At 65.2% G+C, this 17,568-nt stretch carries 14 protein-coding genes; 12 read left to right on the forward strand and 2 right to left on the reverse strand.

Going from position 1 to position 17,568, the window contains the following annotated elements; genetic code table 11:
• The first annotated feature begins 84 nt into the window (after positions 1–84).
• The 3 genes from EXZ48_RS03735 to EXZ48_RS03745 all read left to right on the forward strand — a co-directional run bounded on the left by EXZ48_RS03735 (position 85) and on the right by EXZ48_RS03745 (position 2,853).
• Complete coding sequence (locus EXZ48_RS03735) at positions 85–936, forward strand: D-amino-acid transaminase (RefSeq protein ID WP_130514364.1); 852 nt, start codon at positions 85–87, stop codon at positions 934–936.
• Positions 937–1,018: 82 nt separating this feature from the next.
• The gene (locus EXZ48_RS03740; protein WP_130514365.1) at positions 1,019–2,056 is read left to right on the forward strand and encodes a P1 family peptidase; all 1,038 of its coding nucleotides are present in this window, start codon (positions 1,019–1,021) and stop codon (positions 2,054–2,056) included.
• On the forward strand, positions 2,053–2,853 hold the full coding sequence (locus EXZ48_RS03745) for a M55 family metallopeptidase (RefSeq protein ID WP_130514366.1): 801 nt from the start codon (positions 2,053–2,055) through the stop codon (positions 2,851–2,853). The genes EXZ48_RS03740 and EXZ48_RS03745 overlap by 4 nt, the downstream gene beginning before the upstream one ends.
• Here EXZ48_RS03745 and EXZ48_RS03750 read toward each other — a convergent pair.
• A complete protein-coding gene (locus EXZ48_RS03750) occupies positions 2,825–3,796 on the reverse strand; it encodes a LysR family transcriptional regulator (protein ID WP_130514367.1) in 972 nt (323 codons plus the stop codon). The two genes, EXZ48_RS03745 and EXZ48_RS03750, sit on opposite strands and share 29 nt — an antisense overlap.
• A gap of 183 nt (positions 3,797–3,979) precedes the next feature.
• Here EXZ48_RS03750 and EXZ48_RS03755 point away from each other — a divergent pair, with 183 nt between their 5' ends.
• The 9 genes from EXZ48_RS03755 to EXZ48_RS03795 all read left to right on the forward strand — a co-directional run bounded on the left by EXZ48_RS03755 (position 3,980) and on the right by EXZ48_RS03795 (position 16,030).
• Positions 3,980–5,605 (forward strand): amidohydrolase, encoded by a 1,626-nt coding sequence (locus EXZ48_RS03755; RefSeq protein WP_130514368.1) that lies wholly within the window; start codon positions 3,980–3,982, stop codon positions 5,603–5,605.
• A 56-nt stretch (positions 5,606–5,661) separates the two neighbouring features.
• Positions 5,662–7,254, forward strand: a complete 1,593-nt coding sequence (locus tag EXZ48_RS03760) for an ABC transporter substrate-binding protein (protein WP_050744761.1) — start codon at positions 5,662–5,664, stop codon at positions 7,252–7,254.
• 84 nt (positions 7,255–7,338) lie between these two features.
• A complete protein-coding gene (locus EXZ48_RS03765) occupies positions 7,339–8,274 on the forward strand; it encodes an ABC transporter permease (RefSeq protein ID WP_130514369.1) in 936 nt (311 codons plus the stop codon).
• A 5-nt stretch (positions 8,275–8,279) separates the two neighbouring features.
• Positions 8,280–9,101 (forward strand): ABC transporter permease, encoded by an 822-nt coding sequence (locus EXZ48_RS03770; protein WP_023513452.1) that lies wholly within the window; start codon positions 8,280–8,282, stop codon positions 9,099–9,101.
• Positions 9,098–10,009, forward strand: a complete 912-nt coding sequence (locus tag EXZ48_RS03775) for an ABC transporter ATP-binding protein (protein ID WP_023513453.1) — start codon at positions 9,098–9,100, stop codon at positions 10,007–10,009. Before EXZ48_RS03770 ends, EXZ48_RS03775 begins: the two co-directional genes overlap by 4 nt.
• On the forward strand, positions 10,006–10,968 hold the full coding sequence (locus EXZ48_RS03780; protein WP_130514370.1) for an ABC transporter ATP-binding protein: 963 nt from the start codon (positions 10,006–10,008) through the stop codon (positions 10,966–10,968). The genes EXZ48_RS03775 and EXZ48_RS03780 overlap by 4 nt, the downstream gene beginning before the upstream one ends.
• 88 nt (positions 10,969–11,056) lie before the next feature.
• Complete coding sequence (locus EXZ48_RS03785; protein WP_130514371.1) at positions 11,057–12,928, forward strand: sigma-54-dependent Fis family transcriptional regulator; 1,872 nt, start codon at positions 11,057–11,059, stop codon at positions 12,926–12,928.
• Positions 12,929–13,090: 162 nt separating this feature from the next.
• Positions 13,091–14,164, forward strand: a complete 1,074-nt coding sequence (locus EXZ48_RS03790) for a 2,3-butanediol dehydrogenase (RefSeq protein ID WP_130514372.1) — start codon at positions 13,091–13,093, stop codon at positions 14,162–14,164.
• A gap of 66 nt (positions 14,165–14,230) precedes the next feature.
• Positions 14,231–16,030: an NAD(P)/FAD-dependent oxidoreductase gene (locus EXZ48_RS03795; protein WP_130514373.1), complete on the forward strand. Its 1,800-nt coding sequence runs from the start codon at positions 14,231–14,233 to the stop codon at positions 16,028–16,030.
• 109 nt (positions 16,031–16,139) lie between these two features.
• Here the strand turns inward: EXZ48_RS03795 and EXZ48_RS03800 are convergent, their stop codons facing one another.
• A complete protein-coding gene (locus EXZ48_RS03800) occupies positions 16,140–17,513 on the reverse strand; it encodes an aspartate aminotransferase family protein (RefSeq protein ID WP_130514374.1) in 1,374 nt (457 codons plus the stop codon).
• Positions 17,514–17,568 lie beyond the last annotated feature (55 nt).

Consider the following 17,568-nt stretch of genomic DNA (forward strand, 5'->3'; position numbering starts at 1 on the left):
TCCTGCCCAAATTGAATTGGTCAGCCGCGGCAAGTCGCACCAATGTTCCGCGCCAAAGGCAACCGGCGCAAGCAAGAGGAACAGATGGGCAGGATCGTCTACGTCCACGGTCAATTCGTAGCAGAGGAGGAGGCCAGGATCGGGTTGTTCGATCGCGGCTTCCTGTTCGGTGATGCGGTCTACGAAGTGACGGCGGTGATTGCCGGACGAATGATCGATAACGACCTGCATCTCGCCCGGCTCGAACGCTCGCTGAGGGAGCTCGGCATTGCCCTCTTGCTCGGCCGGCCGGAAATCGAGGCCATTCAGGCGGAACTGATCGCCCGCAACGCCCTGCAGAACGGCACCGTCTATCTGCAGGTCTCGCGCGGCGAGGCGGATCGCGACTTCTTCTACCCTGCCACTCTGACGCCGCGGCTGGTCGGCTTCACCCAGGCCAAGACCCTGACGGGGACAAAGGCCCAGCAGAACGGCATCTCGGTCGATCTGGCCGCTGATCCGCGCTGGCAGCGCCGCGACATCAAGACCGCCATGCTGCTCGGGCAGGTGATGGCCAAGCAGACGGCGCGGGCCCGTGGCTTCGACGATGTCTGGCTGGTGGAAGACGGGCTGGTGACGGAAGGCGCCTCCTCGACCGCCCATCTCATCACCGCCGATGGTCGCATCCTCACGCGCGCCGCCTCGCAGGCCACGCTGCCGGGCTGCACCCAGCGCGCCCTTGCGCGCCTCTGCGCCGCCGAGGGCCTGCGCATCGAGGAGCGCGCCTTCACGCCCGAAGAGGCGCAGGATGCGGCGGAGGCCTTCCAGACCTCCGCTTCCAGCCTGGTCATGCCCGTTGTGCGTATCGGCGACCGGGTGATCGGCGATGGAAAACCCGGACCCCGGACACGGGTGTTGCAGGCGCTCTATCTGGAAGCGGCCGGCGTTTCGGTCTAGAGCATGCCCGGCGAGGCGGCTTATGGTTGCTCGTTGAAAAAGAACCATCTTTTCAAGAACTGGAATGCCGGAAGGGGCGGACATGAACACGGCGCGCGAACTGGGCCTGATCCCGCAGGGGCGGCTGGAGCCGGGGCCGGGCAATGCCATCACCGATATTGCCGGGGTCGCCGTCGGCCACCGCTCGCTGCGCGGGGACGGCCTCTTCACCGGCGTGACGGCCGTCGTACCGCATCCGGGCGATCTCTTCCGCGTCAAGCCGCGGGCAGCGGTCGAGATCGTCAACGGTTTCGGCAAGTCGGCCGGGCTGATGCAGGTGGCCGAGCTCGGCACGATCGAGACGCCCATCCTGCTCACCAACACCTTTGGCGTTGCGGCCTGCACCGAGGCGCTCATCCGCCGCGCCATCGGCGCCAATCCGGCGATCGGGCGGAAAACCTCGACCGTCAATGCGCTGGTCTGCGAATGCAACGACGGCAGCATCAACGATATCCAGGCCCTCGGCGTGACGCCCGCCGATGTCGATGCCGCTCTTGACGCCGCGCGTCCGGGGCCGGTCGAGCAGGGGGCGGTCGGCGCCGGGTCCGGCATGACCGCCTTCGGCTTCAAGGCTGGGATCGGCACCGCGTCGCGGCTGATGCGCATCGGCAAGCACGATTTCACGCTCGGCACGCTGGTCCTCGCCAATTTCGGCGCGGCTGGCGATCTCGTCCTGCCGGATGGCCGCCGGCCCGATCCGCGTGTGCCGGCAAGCCCCGAGCGCGGCTCGGTCATCGTCGTCATGGCGACGGACCTGCCGCTGGGGGACAGGCAGTTGCAGCGCGTCGCCCGGCGTGGCGGGGCCGGGCTTGCCCGGCTCGGCGCCTTCTGGGGCCATGGCAGCGGCGACGTTGTCCTCTGTTTCACGACGGCCGATCCGGTCGAGTACGATCCGGCCGCGCCCGTCGCCATGCAGCAACGGCTGTCTGACAGCTATATCGACATCGCCTTCCGCGCCGCTGCCGAGACCACGCAAGAGGCGGTGCTGAACGCGCTGTGTGCCGCGCCGGCCACGCCGGCACGGAACGGCCGCATCTATCCCGCCCTCACGGACTGGCTGAAGGAGAGCCCCGCATCATGAAAGTCTTCATCTCCGCCGATATCGAAGGCACCGCCGGCATTGCCCACTGGAACGAGGCCGAGCGCACTCATCCGGACTGGGCCGAGTTCCGCGCGCTGATGACGGGCGAGGTGGTTGCCGCCTGCGAGGGCGCGCGCGCCGCCGGTGCCACGGAAGTGGTGATCAAGGATGCCCATGACAGCGGCCGCAACCTCATCCTTGATCGCCTGCCCGATTACGCCCGCATCGTGCGCGGCTGGTCGGGCCACCCGGACGAAATGATGTTCGGCATCGACGCCGGTTTCGCCGCCGCGATCTATACGGGTTACCATTCCAAGGCCGGCACGGAGGTCAATCCGCTGGCGCACACCTCCAACCTGCGCATCTCGCGCCTGCTGCTGAATGGCGAAGTCGCGTCCGAGTTCACCTTCAACACGCTCTGTGCGGCCGGCTATGGTGTGCCTTCCGTGTTTCTCGCGGGAGACGTGGGTATCTGCGCCGAGGCCCGGGCCATGGTGCCGGGCCTTGCGACGGTGGAAACGCTGGATGGCAGGGGCCGTGCCTCGACATCCATCTCGCCCGCCTGGTCGCGTCGCCTCATCCGTGAAGGCGTGGCGGCAGCGCTGTCGGGCGATTTTGCACAGGCACTGCCTGCGAAGGCGGATCACTACGAGGTGGTGATCGAGTTCAGCACGCCGACCGAGGCGTACCGGGCCGCATGGTATCCCGGTGCCAAGGCGCACGGTCCTCGCGCCGTCGCCTTCGAGCATAGGGATTTTTCGGAAATCCTCAGGGCGTTGCTCTTCCTGAAGGTCTGATTTCGGCAGGCGCTGCTTCCAGAAATTGCCGCGCCGCGCGCCAGAAATCCTCGACCTTGCCGGTCCGGCTAGCCGCATGGCGGTAGAGACGGATTTCGAGGTCGAGGTTCCAGCCCTCGTCCGCCGAGGCCGACACGAGGCGTCCCGCCTCCATCTCCTCGCGCGCAAGGCTTTCCGGCAGCCAGCAGAGGCCGGCGCCCGTTACCGCCATGTTCATCAGGCCGGCACTGATGGTGTTCTCGTGCGTCGTGCGCCGGCGGAAGGGCGGGCGGCGCAGGAGGAGGCGCGACAGGGCGACGCCGAAGAAGGAATTGAAGCCGTAGCTGAGATAGGGAACGGCGAGCCGCGGCTGCGCGACGGCGCGGTCGAGGAGATTGTGTCCGGATTGCACCTGGCCCGCAATCGTGATCTCCGCCGATACGAGCGGCATCAGCCGGTCTTGACCGACCGTCAGCGAAGCGAACTGCCCGCGGTCGAGATGGAACGGCACCTCCGGATGGGCATAGGTGAGGAAGAAATCCGCTTCGTCGCCAACGAGCGCATCGAGATTGGCCTCGATGCCGCCACGGTCGGGGATGAGCGATGTGCTGAAGGTGCCGCCCGCGCCTTCCAGCGTCTTCAGCCAGCGCGGAAAGAAGGTGACCGTCAGCGTATGCAGGGCGGCAAAGCGGATGAGGCCCGGCTCATGCGAGGGGCGCAGCGCTTCGCGAGCCGCATAGAAGGTGCGGATCGCCTCCTGTGCGACGGGCAGGAAGTTGCGCCCCGCAGGCGTCAGTTCAGCCGGCATGGTGGCGCGACTGATCAGCGTGGCGCCGAGCCAGCCTTCGAGCTGCTTGATGCGGCGGCTGAAAGCCGGTTGGGTGACATTGCGCAATTCGGCGGCGCGCGAAAAGGAGGACGTGTCGGCCAGCGTCACGAAGTCCTCCAGCCACTTGATCTCCATTCACCCGTCCCTCCGGTGCCTTCTGCGCGGCAAAGGCGATCATAAGTCATTCAATCGAAATAGGTATGCCGATTTCGCATGGGGTCGTGCCAAAAGCGAATTGGCCAAGGCCGCCGCAACCTTTCACGTTGCGTGTGGAGGAAATAGGCGCCGGTTCGCCGGTGCCGACAGGGGGAGCTGTGCATGGCATTCGGAATTGAGGCTGACCGCATCCTGATCAACGGCCGGATCTGGCGGGGGCGGGAAGAAGGCATCAGCGAGGCCCTCGCCGTCTGGCAGGGCAAAGTTCTGGCGACCGGCAGCACAGCCGACATGCTGAGCCTGAAGGGGCCTGCGACCGAGGTGATCGACCTGGAGGGGCGCTTCGCAACCCCCGGCCTCATCGACAATCATCTGCATCTCATCGCGACCGGCATCGCCATGGGCTTCGTCGACGCGACGCCCGCCGCTGCGCCGACGGTGGCCGCCCTTACGCGGGCCATCGCCGAGCGTGCCGCATCGACGCCGAAGGGTGGCTGGGTGCGCGCCCGCGGCTATGACCAGGTCAAGCTTGACACGGGGCGCCATCCGACGCGCGAGGATCTCGATCGCGCCGCGCCGGATCATCCGGTGTATCTGACGCGGGCCTGCGGTCATGTCTCCATCGCCAACTCCCGCGCGCTGGAGCTTGCCGGCATCAGCGAGGCGACGCCGGTGCCGGACGGTGGCGTCATCGGCATCACGGACGGCAAGCTCAACGGTCTTCTCGCGGAGAACGCCCAGAATCTCGTCAAGGCCGTCATGCCGCCGGCGACCACCGAGGAGCTGATCGACGGCATCGAGCGGGCGGGGCGGCATCTGCTCTCCTTCGGCATCACCAGCTGCATGGATGCGGCTGTCGGCCATGTCGCCGGGTTCTCGGAGATCCAGGCCTATGAGATGGCAAAACTGTCCGGCCGCCTGCCGGTGCGCGTCTGGCTGACGCTGCTCGGTGATCCCGGCGTCTCCATCGTCGGGGATGCCTGGCGGGCGGGGCTGCTGTCGGGGGGCGGCGACGACATGCTGCGTGTCGGCGGCGTGAAGGTCTTCCTCGACGGCTCGGCCGGCGGGCGCACCGCCTGGATGACGAAGCCCTATGAGGGCGAGCCCGACAACATCGGCGTGCAGATGCTGCCGGACGAGACGGTCGAGGCGGTCGTTCGGGATTGCCATGACCGCGGCTACCAGATGGTCTGCCACGCCATCGGCGACGGCGCGATCGAACAGCTGATCACGGCCTACGAAAAGGCGCTTGCCGCCAACCCGGATCCCGATCGTCGTCACCGCATCGAGCATTGCGGCTTCTCCACGCCCGCGCAGCACGCGCGCATGCAGGCGGCCGGCATCCTGCCCGCGCCGCAGATGGCCTTCATTCATGATTTCGGCGACAGTTACATTTCCGTGCTCGGAGAGGCACGCGGCAAGCCGTCCTATCCGATCGGTACCTGGGCGCGCCTCGGCCTGAAGCCATCGACCGGCTCGGATTCACCGGTCTGCTCGCCCGATCCCTTCCCCAATCTTCACGCGATGATCACGCGCCAGACCGGCAAGGGCACGGTCATGGATGCTTCCGAACGGCTGAGCCCGGAAGAGGCGCTGCAGGCCTATACGGAATATGGCGCCTGGTCGCAAAAGGCCGAAGGCGTGAAGGGACGGCTCGTGCCCGGCCAGTGGGCCGATATCGCGGTCTTCGACAACGATCTTCTGACCGCGGATCCCAAGACCATTCTCTCAGGCACACGTTGCCTGCTGACCCTGCTTGCAGGCCGTGTCGTGCATGATGCGAGGTGACGGCCTGACAGACTGAATCGAAACGATGCCGAAAACGGCACGAGAGGGAGAACGACATGCTCAAGACACTGACACTGGCCGCAATGCTCAGCCTCGGCGTGGCCTCCGGGGCGCTTGCCGCCGGTGAACGCCAGGGCGGAACGCTCGTCTTCACCGCACCCTACGGCTCGAGCTTTGCCACGCTCGACGTGCAGGCGAGCCCGAACACGCAGGAAGAGTTCATCACGCAGGCGATCCACCGCGCGCTCTACAGCTGGGATTCCATCCAGAACAAGCCGGTGCTGGAGCTGGCGGATTCCGAAGACGTCTCCGAGGACGGCACGGTCCATACCTATCACCTGCGCAAGAACGCCGTCTTCCACAACGGCAAGCCGCTGACGGCCGACGACTTCATCTACAGCTACAAGCGTATCGCCAATCCGAAGAATGCCTTCCCGGGCGCAAGCTTCATCGCCAATATCAAGGGCGCGGACGACTATATCGCCGGCAAGGCCGAGGAGATTTCCGGCCTCAAGAAGATCGACGACAACACGCTGGAGATCACCTATACCGGCCCGATCAATCCCGGCTTCCCGCTGATGCAGAACACGACGGTCATCTACCCGTCGAATGTCGAGGACGAATCGAGCTTCGGCAAGACCCCCGTCGGCCTCGGCGCCTTCGTTTTCAAGGAGCATGTGCCGGGTTCGCAGGTCGTCGTCGAAAAGTTCGACAAGTACTACGAGGAGGGCAAGCCCTACCTCGACCGTATCAACATCGTGCTGATGGCCGAGGATGCCGCGCGCGACGTTGCCTTCCGCAACAAGGAGATCGACGTCTCCATTCTCGGCCCGACCCAGTACCAGGCCTATCAGGGTGAGGACGCGCTGAAGGGGCAACTGCTCGAGGTCGCCGAGGTCTATACCCGCAATATCGGTTTCAACCCGGCCTTCGAGCCTTTCAAGGACAAGCGGGTACGCCAGGCGATCAACCATGCCATCAATGCGCCGCTGATCATCGAGCGCCTCGTCAAGAACAAGGCCTATCCGGCGTCCGGATGGCTGCCGCTCTCCTCGCCGGCCTTCGACAAGGACAAGCCGGCCTATGCCTTCGATCCGGAAAAGGCGAAGGCGCTGCTTGCGGAAGCCGGCTATGCCGACGGCTTCGAATTCGAGGTGACGGCGAGCCCGAATGAAAGCTGGGGCGTTCCGATCGTCGAGGCCATCCTGCCGATGCTGAAGAAGGTCGGCATCACCGTGAAGCCGAAGCCGGTGGAAAGCTCGGCGCTCGGCGAGGCTGTCACGACCAACAATTTCCAGGCCTTCATCTGGTCGAACCTCTCTGGTCCCGATCCGCTGAACGCGCTGCGCTGCTATCATTCGAAGACGGCGCAATCGGCCTGCAATTATACGAGCTATGCGAGCGCGGACTTCGACAAGCTCTACGACGCGGCCCAGCAGGAGCGTGATCCCGCCAAGCAGAACGACCTCCTGCGCCAGGCCAACAACATCGTGCAGGACGACGCGCCGGTCTGGTTCTTCAATTACAACAAGGCGGTCATGGCCTATCAGCCGTGGATCCACGGCCTCGTTCCCAACGCGACGGAACTGGCGGTCCAGCCCTATGACGAGATCTGGATCGACGAGACCGCGCCGGACTCGCGCAAGTAAGATCTTGAGGGGTTCGGGGGCGGCGTGACTGCCGCCCCCGCATCGATTGTCGCGCCCTTGCGGGCGGCCAACACGGAACCGCTCATGCTTCGTTTCACCCTGCGCCGCATCTTTCAGATCATTCCGACGGTCGTCGTGGTGGCGCTGCTGATCTTCGTCATCTTCTCCGTCGTGCCCGGCACCTTTGCCGCCAGCCTCTTCGCCGATGGCAAGCGCGCCGCCGATCCCCAGATGATCGCCCGCCTCAACGAGGAATTCGGCCTCAACAAGCCGCTCATGGAACGCTTCGTGACCTATGTCACGGACCTCGCGCAGTTCGATCTCGGCACCAGTTTCCGCACCCGCCAGCCGGTGATCGACCTCATCAATGACCGTATGTGGGCCTCGTTGCAACTTGCCATCGCCGCCATGGTTTTTGCCTTGGTCATCGGCGTGCCGCTCGGCTTCCTCGCAGCGCTGCGACCCGGCTCCGTGCTCGATACCGTGACGATGATCGGTGCCGTCTCGGGTCTCTCCATGCCGCAGTTCTGGCTCGGCCTCCTGCTGATGTACCTCTTCGCCCTGCAACTGAACTGGCTGCCCAGCTTCGGCTATGGCGACGGTTCGTTCCAGAACCTCATCCTGCCCGCCGTCACGCTTGGCGTTACGCCGCTCGCGCTTCTCGCACGCACCACGCGGGCCGGCGTGCTTGATGTGCTCAATGCCGATTTCATCCGCACCGCCCATTCCAAGGGCATGAGCGAGGTGACGGTCGTGCGCTGGCATGTGGCGCGCAATGCGCTGGTGCTGATCGTCACCACGGTCGGCCTGCAGTTCGGCTCGCTGATCGGTCAGGCCGTCGTCATCGAGAAGCTGTTCGCCTGGCCCGGCATCGGCTCGCTTCTGGTCGACAGCGTGGCGATCCGCGACATTCCCGTCGTGCAGGGCACGATCCTCGTCATCGTGCTGTGGTTCCTCGTCATCAACACGGCCGTCGATCTGATCTATGCCGCGATCGATCCGCGCATCAAGCAGGAGTGACGGGAATGCGTCTCGGCTTCAACTTCTGGCTTGGCGCGACGCTGACGACGCTGGTCATCCTCGCCGGCGTGCTCGCACCGTGGATCGCGCCCTTCGACCCGGTGCTCGATGCGGACCTGATGAGCTCGGAACTGCCGCCCGACGCCACCTTCTGGTTCGGTACGGACGCGCAGGGCCGCGACGTCTATACCCGCATCCTCTACGGTGCACAGATCTCGCTGACGGTCGGCATCGTCTCGCAGGTCATCAACTCGGCCATCGGCGTCACGCTCGGCATGACCGCCGGTTACTGGGGCGGCTGGTGGGACGACCTGGTGAACGGCCTCACCAACGTCATGCTCGCCATTCCCTCGCTGATCTTCGCGCTCGCCGTGATGGCCGTGCTCGGTCCCGGCCTGCCGTCGCTCCTCATCGCACTCGGCCTCACCAACTGGAGCTGGACCTGCCGTATCGCCCGCTCCTCGACGCTGTCGCTGAAATCGCAGGGTTACGTGCAGGCGGCGCAGACGCTCGGCTATGGAGACCTGCGCATCATGTTCACGCAGATCCTGCCCAACATGATGGGGCCGATCCTTGTCATGGCGACGCTCGGCATGGGCTCCGCGGTGCTCTCCGAAGCCGCACTCTCCTTCCTCGGCCTCGGCATCCAGCCGCCGTTCCCGAGCTGGGGCTCGATGCTGACGGATGCGCGGCAGCTCATCCAGCTCGCGCCCTGGGTGGCGATCTTCCCGGGCCTTGCGATCTTTCTCTCCGTGCTCGGCTTCAACCTTCTCGGTGACGGGCTGCGCGACAGTCTCGACCCGCATATGAGGACGCGCAAGCCATGACCGCGCCGCTTCTCGATATCAGGGATCTCCGGCTCGGCGTCGCCCTCGGCCGCTCCGTCCACCATCCGCTGCTGAAGGACGTTTCCTTCCAGATCATGCCGGGCGAGGCCTACGGGCTCGTCGGCGAATCGGGCTCAGGCAAGTCGATCACCTCGCTAGCCGTCATGGGGCTTTTGAAGAAGCCGCTCGCCGTCACCAGTGGCGAGATCCGGTTCAAGGGCCAGAACCTGCTGTCCCTGCCGAAGCGCGAGATGCGGCGCCTTCGCGGCAACCGCATCGCCATGATCTTCCAGGAGCCGATGACGGCGCTGAACCCGCTTTCCACTGTCGGCCGGCAGATCGCCGAAATGTTCGTGTTGCATCAGGGCAAGAGCTGGGGCGAGGCGGAACGGCTCGCCGTCGAGGCGCTGGGCAATGTGCGCGTGCCCAATCCCGACCGGCGTGCGAAGAACTATCCGCACCAGATGTCCGGCGGCTTGCGCCAGCGCGTGATGATCGCCATGGCGCTCGCCTGCAACCCGGATCTCCTCATCGCCGACGAGCCGACGACGGCGCTCGACGTGACCGTGCAGGCCGAGGTGCTGCGGCTAATCAAGGAGCTTTGCGCCGCGCGCGGCACGGCTGTGCTCTTCATCAGCCACGATCTCGGCGTCATCGCCAGCATCTGCCAGCGTGTCGGCGTGATGTATGCCGGCTGCCTCGTCGAGGAGAACGAGACGCGAGCACTCTTCGAAGATCCCCGGCACGCCTATACGCGCGGCCTGCTCGGCGCCCTGCCGCGCCTTGGCAGCCGCAGCGCGCACGGCCGCCAGCGTCTCGTCGATATCGACAGCATCATCGCCGACCGCTCGACGTTGACGCAGACGCGCTTCATCACCCCGCGCGGGCCGGAAGGGAGCCAGCCATGACCGCTCCCCTGCTGCAGGTGGACGACCTGCATGTGCGTTTTCCGATTTCCGGCGGCGGCCTGTTCGGCACAGGGCGGCGCATGATGCACGCCGTCAACGGCATCAGCTTCGACCTGGCCAAGGGGGAGTGCCTGTCGATCGTCGGCGAATCCGGCTGCGGCAAGTCCACCACGGCCCTCTCCATCCTCGGTCTTCAGGAGCCGACGGAAGGGACGATCCGCTATCGCGGCCAGCCGCTTGCCGGCCCTGGGGCGCCGGGGCGCATGCAGCGTGCGAAGGCGGTGCAGATGGTCTTTCAGGACCCCTATGCCTCGCTCAATCCGCGCCAGTCCGTGCGCACCTCCCTTGCTGCGCCGCTGAAGCTGCACGGCATCACCGCGGCGTCGGAAATCGAGGGTCGTATCGAGGCCATGCTGAAGAATGTCGGCCTGACGCCCGAACAGGCGGGGCGCTACCCGCACGAATTCTCCGGCGGCCAGCGCCAGCGTATCGGTATCGCCCGCGCGCTGATCCTCGAACCGGAGATCGTCGTGCTCGATGAGCCGGTCTCCGCCCTCGACGTCTCGATCCGCGCCCAGATCATCAACCTGCTGCTCGATCTGCAGGAAAAGCTCGGCCTCTCCTACATCATGATCAGCCACGACTTGAGCGTGGTCGAGCATATGAGCGACCGGGTGCTGGTGATGTTCTTCGGCGAGGTGGTGGAGGAGGGCGGCTGGCGGCAGATCTTCGAGACGCCGACCCATCCCTATACCCGCCGGCTGATCGCCGCCATTCCCGACCCGGACACGGCGTTGAACCCGGGCGAGGCCCTGCTCGCGACGGATGCGGCTCTGCCCGATGGACGCCGCTTCGTTTCCGATGGCAGCGTGGCGCCGGATGTCTTCACGCGGCCGGTGCCTTCGGCACTCACCGAGATCGCGCCCGGCCATCGCGTGCGGCTGGCATCGATGGCTTGACGCCACCCCGCACCGGCTTGCGCATCCGACCTATGGGCGATTGTCCCGGGGCGGCTCCTGTGCGACCATGGGCACGGGAGGATGTCTTATGGTGTCGACGCTGTCGCACATACGGGAGATCGAGCGCGTCGGCATGGGCGCCGTCAGCCCGCGCGATGCGCCGGTCGTCAAATCCTGGCTGCGCTGCCTCAACGACTACAAGCTCGACCCGGCGATTGCGCAGGAAGCCTATATCGTTCCCGAACTGAAGCTGCGCGAGCATCGCGAGCAGGCGGAGGAGCTGATCCGCATCGGTCGCTCCGGCCTCGAAGGCCTGTTCAACCAGGTTGCCGGGCAGAACTATGTGTTGCTTTTGTCGGATGCGCGCGGCGTCACCGTCGACTTCATGGGCGATCCGACCTTCGACAACCAGCTCCGCAAGGCAGGGCTCTATCTCGGCTCGGAATGGTCGGAGAACCGCGCGGGCACCTGTGCCGTCGGCGCCTGCATCGTCTCCGGCGAGCCTGTCATCATTCACCAGGACGATCATTTCGACGCCAGCCATATCGGGCTGACCTGCACGGCTGCGCCCATCTTCGACACGCTCGGCGACCTCACGGCCGTGCTGGATATTTCCCAACTCCGCTCGCCCACCGTCAAGGCGAGCCAGCAACTGGCGCTGCACCTTGCCGCCGCCACCGCGCGGCGCATCGAGCTTGCCAATCTCATGACCCGCACCCGCAACGACTGGGTGCTGCGCCTTGCCCGCTCGCCGGAGTTTCTGGACGTGGACCCGGATGCCGCCATCGCGCTCGACGGTTCCGGCCGCATCACCGGCATGACCCATGGTGGCTTCGGCGCGCTTGCCCGCTCGATGAACATGCGGGGCTTTGCGACACGCGATTTTCTCGGTCTGCCGATCTCCGAGGTGTTCGACATGGATGTCGATGACCTGCCGCGTTTTATGCGCGGTCGGCCGAACGGCGAGCGCCTGCTTCGTGCGAAAAACGGCCTCGTGCTCTTCGCCAGCGCGGTTGCTCCCGCCGTCAGCCTGCGTACGCCCACAAGGCCGGAACCGCGCCTGCCAAGGGCGTTGCGCGACCTCAGCAACGGCGATGCAGCCATGGAGCGGGTGCAGGCCCGCGCCGCGAAATTGGCGGCGCGCGACATTCCGATCCTCATCCAGGGGGAGACCGGCAGCGGCAAGGAATTTCTGGCCCGTGCGATCCATGAAAGCTGCGGTGGCAGCGGCAATTTCGTCGCCGTCAATTGTGCTGCGATCCCCGAGCACCTTATCGAATCCGAGCTGTTCGGGTATGCGCCCGGCGCTTTCACCGGGGCCAGCCAGAAGGGCAAGCGCGGCCTGATCGAGGAGGCACAGGACGGAACGCTGTTCCTCGACGAGATCGGCGACATGCCGCTCGCGCTGCAAAGCCGGCTGCTGCGCGTGCTTTCGGAAAACGAGGTGCAGCCGGTCGGTGCGCTGAAGGCGCGCCCGGTGCGCCTGCGCGTACTCTCCGCCTCGCACCGCGACCTTGCCGATCTCGTGAAGGAGGGCCGCTTCCGGCAGGACCTCTACTATCGCCTGAATGCCGCGACCCTCAGCCTGCCGGCCCTGCGCGAGCGGGAAGACCTCGGCTGGCTGATCGACCAGCTTCTCGCCCGTGTCGAAAAGGAAAACGGTGAGACCTATCGCGTCGACAAGGCAGTGCGGGCAGCTCTGCTGACCCATGCGTGGCCGGGCAATCTGCGCGAGCTTTCCAATGCGCTGCGCGTTGCTGCGGCGCTCTCCGAGAGCGGCGTCATCGATGTCGGCTGCCTGCCGGACCATCTCTTCGCCGGTCCGGTCGCGGCTGCGTCCGACGATGACGGGGAACTGCGCCAGGCGCTCAGCGACTGCGGCAACAATGTCTCTGCGCTTGCCCGCAAGCTCGGCGTCAACCGCTCCACCATCCACCGCCGCCTGAAGCGCCTCAACTGACGCGGCACCTGCAACACCTGTTGCACGCCACCTGTTGCATTGCTTCAGGCAGGGAAATCTTTCTCATCGCAACAATCTGAAAACAAAGTGAAATCAGGCGTCCTTTCGGTTTGGCACGGCGTTTGCTGACCTTCCTGTGCAAGAACAACAGGAGGAAACACAATGAAGGCTCTGCGCTTTCACGCCGCCAAGGATCTGCGTATCGAGGAGGTCGATGCCCCGCCGTCGCCCGGCCCGGGTGAAGTTCTGGTCGAGAACCGATTTTGCGGCATTTGCGGCACGGACCTGCATGAATATGCCTACGGGCCGATCTTCGTGCCGAAGGAGCCGCATCCTTTCACCGGCGCGCACGGACCGCAGATCCTCGGCCACGAATTCGGCGGGGTCGTCAAGGCGGTCGGCGCGGGCGTCGCGCATGTGAAGCCCGGCGACCGGGTGTCGATCCAGCCGCTCATCATGCCCCGTCAGGGCGACTATTACGCCGATCGCGGCCTCTTCCATCTCAGCGGCAACCTCGCGCTTGCCGGCCTTTCCTGGCACTCCGGCGGAATGGCTGAGGCCGCCCTTCTCAACGACTACAATGTCCAGCCCATTCCCGATGCGCTCAGCGATCAGGAGGCCGCCCTCATCGAGCCGACGGCGGTTGCAGTCTACGCCTGCGATCGCGGCGGCGTGACGGCCGGAAACAGTGTGCTCGTCACTGGCGCTGGACCGATCGGTATTCTCGTCGCCATGGCGGCACGCGCTGCGGGCGCCTCGCAGATTTTCCTCTCCGATCTCAACGACACGCGGCTGGGGCTGGCGCGCGAGGCGCTGGGCGCCGTGCGCACCATCAATCCGAAGACGGAAAAGGTCGGCGACGTCATCCGCGCCGAGACGGAGGGCGGTGTCGGCTGCGATGTTGCCATCGAATGCGTCGGCAACGAACATGCGCTGAAGAACTGCGCCGATGCCGTGCGCAAACAGGGTGTTGTCGTGCAGACCGGGCTTCACCCCGGCGAGAACCCGCTGAACTGGTTCGACGTCACCTTCAAGGATATCGATATCCGCGGTTCCTGGGCCTACCCGACCCACTATTGGCCGCGTGTCGCCCGGCTGATCGCCAGCGGCCAGATCCCCGCAAGCCGTATCGTCACGAAACATGTCTCGCTCGGCGAGGCCGTTGCGGAAGGGTTCGATCAGCTGCTCGACCCGGCCGGAAAACACCTGAAAATCCTGATCGACCTTTCCCGTTAGGCCGGTCCGTCTTGCGGGGCGGTTGAGGAGCCGTCCCGTCTTTCACTTGAGCAGGAGGAGAAACATATGCTCGACAAAACCCCCACCATGCGCGTCCAGACACTTCTCGACACGCTCGGTTCGGCCCTCGAGGCCGGCCGGGTCGACGATGCCGCCAACCTCTTCGCCGAAGAGTGCTACTGGCGCGACCTCGTCGCCTTCACCTGGAACCTCAAGACCGTCGAAGGGCGAGACCAGGTGCGCGACATGCTGCAATCGCAGCTTTCCACGGCGAAACCCTCCAACTGGCGCGTTGCCGACGGCGAGGCGGCGACGGAGGCGGACGGTGTCCTGGAAAGCTGGATCTCGTTCGAGACGGAGACCGGGCGCGGCTACGGCTTGGTGCGCTTCAAGAACGGTCTCATCTGGACGCTTCTCACCGTGCTGTCCGAACTGAAAGGCCACGAGGAGAAATCCGGCTTCACCCGCCCGCTCGGCGCAAGGCACGGCCAGAATGTCGGCGCCAAGACATGGAAGGAGGCGCGTGAGGAGGAGGAGCGCATGCTCGGCTACGAGAAGCAGCCCTATACCGTCATCATCGGCGGTGGGCAGGGCGGTATTGCGCTCGGTGCCCGGTTGCGCCAGCTCGGCGTGCCGACCATCATCCTGGAAAAGAACGACCGGCCGGGCGACAGCTGGCGCAAGCGCTACAAGTCGCTCTGCCTGCACGATCCCGTCTGGTACGACCACCTGCCGTACATCGATTTTCCGAAGAACTGGCCGGTCTTCGCGCCGAAGGACAAGATCGGCGACTGGCTGGAATTCTACACCAAGGTTATGGAGCTGAACTACTGGACGCGCTCCGCCGCCAAATCCGCCAGATGGGACGAAGCCGCCAAGGAATGGACCATCGTCGTCGACCGTGACGGCGAGGAGGTGGTGCTGCGGCCGAAGCAGCTCGTCTTTGCGACCGGCATGTCCGGCAAGGCGAACATCCCGGATTTCAAGGGCCGCGAGCGCTTCCAGGGCGAGCAGCACCATTCGTCTCAACATCCGGGGCCGGATGGCTACAAGGGCAAGAAGGTGGTGGTCGTCGGCTCGAACAATTCAGCCCATGACATCTGCGCCGCGCTCTATGAGGCGGGTGTCGACGTCACTATGATCCAGCGCTCGACGACGCATATCGTGCGTTCCGACACGCTGATGGATATCGGCCTCGGCTCGCTTTATTCGGAGCAGGCGCTGGCGAACGGCGTGACGACGGCGAAGGCCGACCTCATCTTCGCCTCGCTGCCCTATCGGATCATGCACGAATTCCAGATCCCGCTCTACGACAAGATGCGCGAGCGCGATGCCGATTTCTACGCAGCGCTGGAAAAGGCCGGCTTCCAGCTGGACTGGGGTTCGGACGGTTCGGGCCTCTTCATGAAGTACCTGCGTCGCGGTTCCGGCTACTATATCGACATCGGCGCCTCGCAGCTGATCATCGACGGCAAGGTCAAGCTCGCCGCCGGCCAGGTGGAGGAGATCACGGAGAGTTCCATCAAGCTCTCCGAAGGCAAGGAAATCCCGGCTGACGTCATCGTTTATGCGACCGGTTATGGTTCGATGAACGGCTGGGTCGCCGATCTCATCGACCAGGAGACGGCGGATGCGGTCGGCAAGGTCTGGGGTCTCGGTTCGGATACGCCGAAGGACCCGGGGCCTTGGGAGGGCGAGCAGCGCAACATGTGGAAGCCGACGCAGCAGGAGGCGCTGTGGTTCCACGGCGGCAACCTGCACCAGTCGCGCCACTATTCGCAATATCTCGCCCTGCAGCTGAAGGCGCGCATGGAACGCATCCCGACGCCGGTCTACGCCCTCCAACCGGTGCATCACCGGAAGTAGGCCGGCGCGCTGAGGGCGGGCGGCGCTCGCCACCCGCCCTCAATGGATCTGTGCCGGTATCGGCTTTGCGGCAGGCAGCGGGTTTTGCTGCCTGCCCGTTTCGTCAGGCTCAGCCGAGAACCGCCTTTACCGCATCGGAGGCCGCCTTCACGACGGTGTCGGCCTCCTCGCGTGTGAGGCACAGCGGCGGGGCAAAGCCCAGGATATCGCCCTGCGGCATGGCGCGGCCGATGACGCCGCGTTCCAGGAGGGCGGCGGAGACCTGCGGGCCGATCTTTCTGCCCGGATCGAAGAAGGCGCGGTCGTCCTTGTCTTCGACGAATTCGACGGCGGCCATCAGGCCATCGCCGCGTACCTCGCCGACATGCTTGTGGTCGCCGACGGCCTTGGCGAGTTCGCTGCGGAAATAGGCGCCGGTGGAGCCGGCATTCTCTACGAGGCCGAGTTCGTCGATGAGCTCGAGGTTGGCGACACCGGCTGCGGCGCAGATCGGATGCGAGGAATAGGTCCAGCCATGGCCGATGGCGCCGAGCTCGTCCGAGCCCTTGACCAGCACCTCCCACATCTTGTCAGAGACGATGGTGCCGGAGAGCGGCGCATAGGCAGACGTGAGGCCCTTGGCGATGGTGATGAGGGCGGGCTTCATGCCGTAGTGGTCTGAGCCGAACATCGTGCCGAGGCGGCCGAAACCGGTGACGACCTCGTCGGCGATCAGAAGAATGTCGTATTTGTCGAGCACGGCCTGGATCTTCTGCCAGTAGCCTTTCGGCGGCGGCACGATGCCGCCTGTGCCGAGGATCGGCTCGCCGATGAAGGCGGCGATGGTGTCCGGGCCCTCGGCAAGGATCATTTCCTCCAGCTTGTCGGCGCAATACTGCGCGAACTGCTCCTCGTCCATCGATCGGTCCGGGCGGCGGAAGAAGTAGGGCGCTTCCGTGTGCAGGATCGGGGCGCGCGGCAGGTCGAAGGCATTGTGGAAGAGGTGAAGGCCGGTCAGCGAGCCGGTCATGACGCCGGAGCCGTGGTAGCCGCGCCAGCGCGAGATGATCTTCTTCTTCTCCGGCCGGCCGAGGATATTGTTGTAGTACCAGACGAGTTTGATGTTCGTCTCGTTGGCGTCCGAGCCGGAAAGCCCGAAATAGACACGGCTCATGCCCTCGGGCGCGCGGTCGATGATCATCTTGGAAAGCGTGATCGAAGCTTCCGTGCCGTGCCCGACATAGGCGTGGTAGTAGGCGAGGTTCTTTGCCTGCTCGGCAATCGCGTCGGCAATCTTCGTGCGGCCATAGCCGACATTGACGCAGTAGAGGCCGGCAAAGGCGTCTAGGCTCGTCTTGCCGTTCGTATCGGTGATGTAGACGCCTTCGCCGCCGCCGATGACGCGGGTCGGCGTTTCGCCGCGCGCATGCATGCCCATATGGGTCGAGGGGTGGAAGAAGTGGTCGCGATCCCAGGCGGTGAGTTCGTTGCGTCTGTCGAGCATGGTCTTTCCTTTCGAAGTCAGTCTGTTTGCGTGTTCCGGGCCGTGGCAGGTGTTG

It is taken from the genome of Shinella sp. JR1-6, assembly GCF_004284735.1.
In the GTDB taxonomy this organism is placed as follows: domain Bacteria; phylum Pseudomonadota; class Alphaproteobacteria; order Rhizobiales; family Rhizobiaceae; genus Shinella.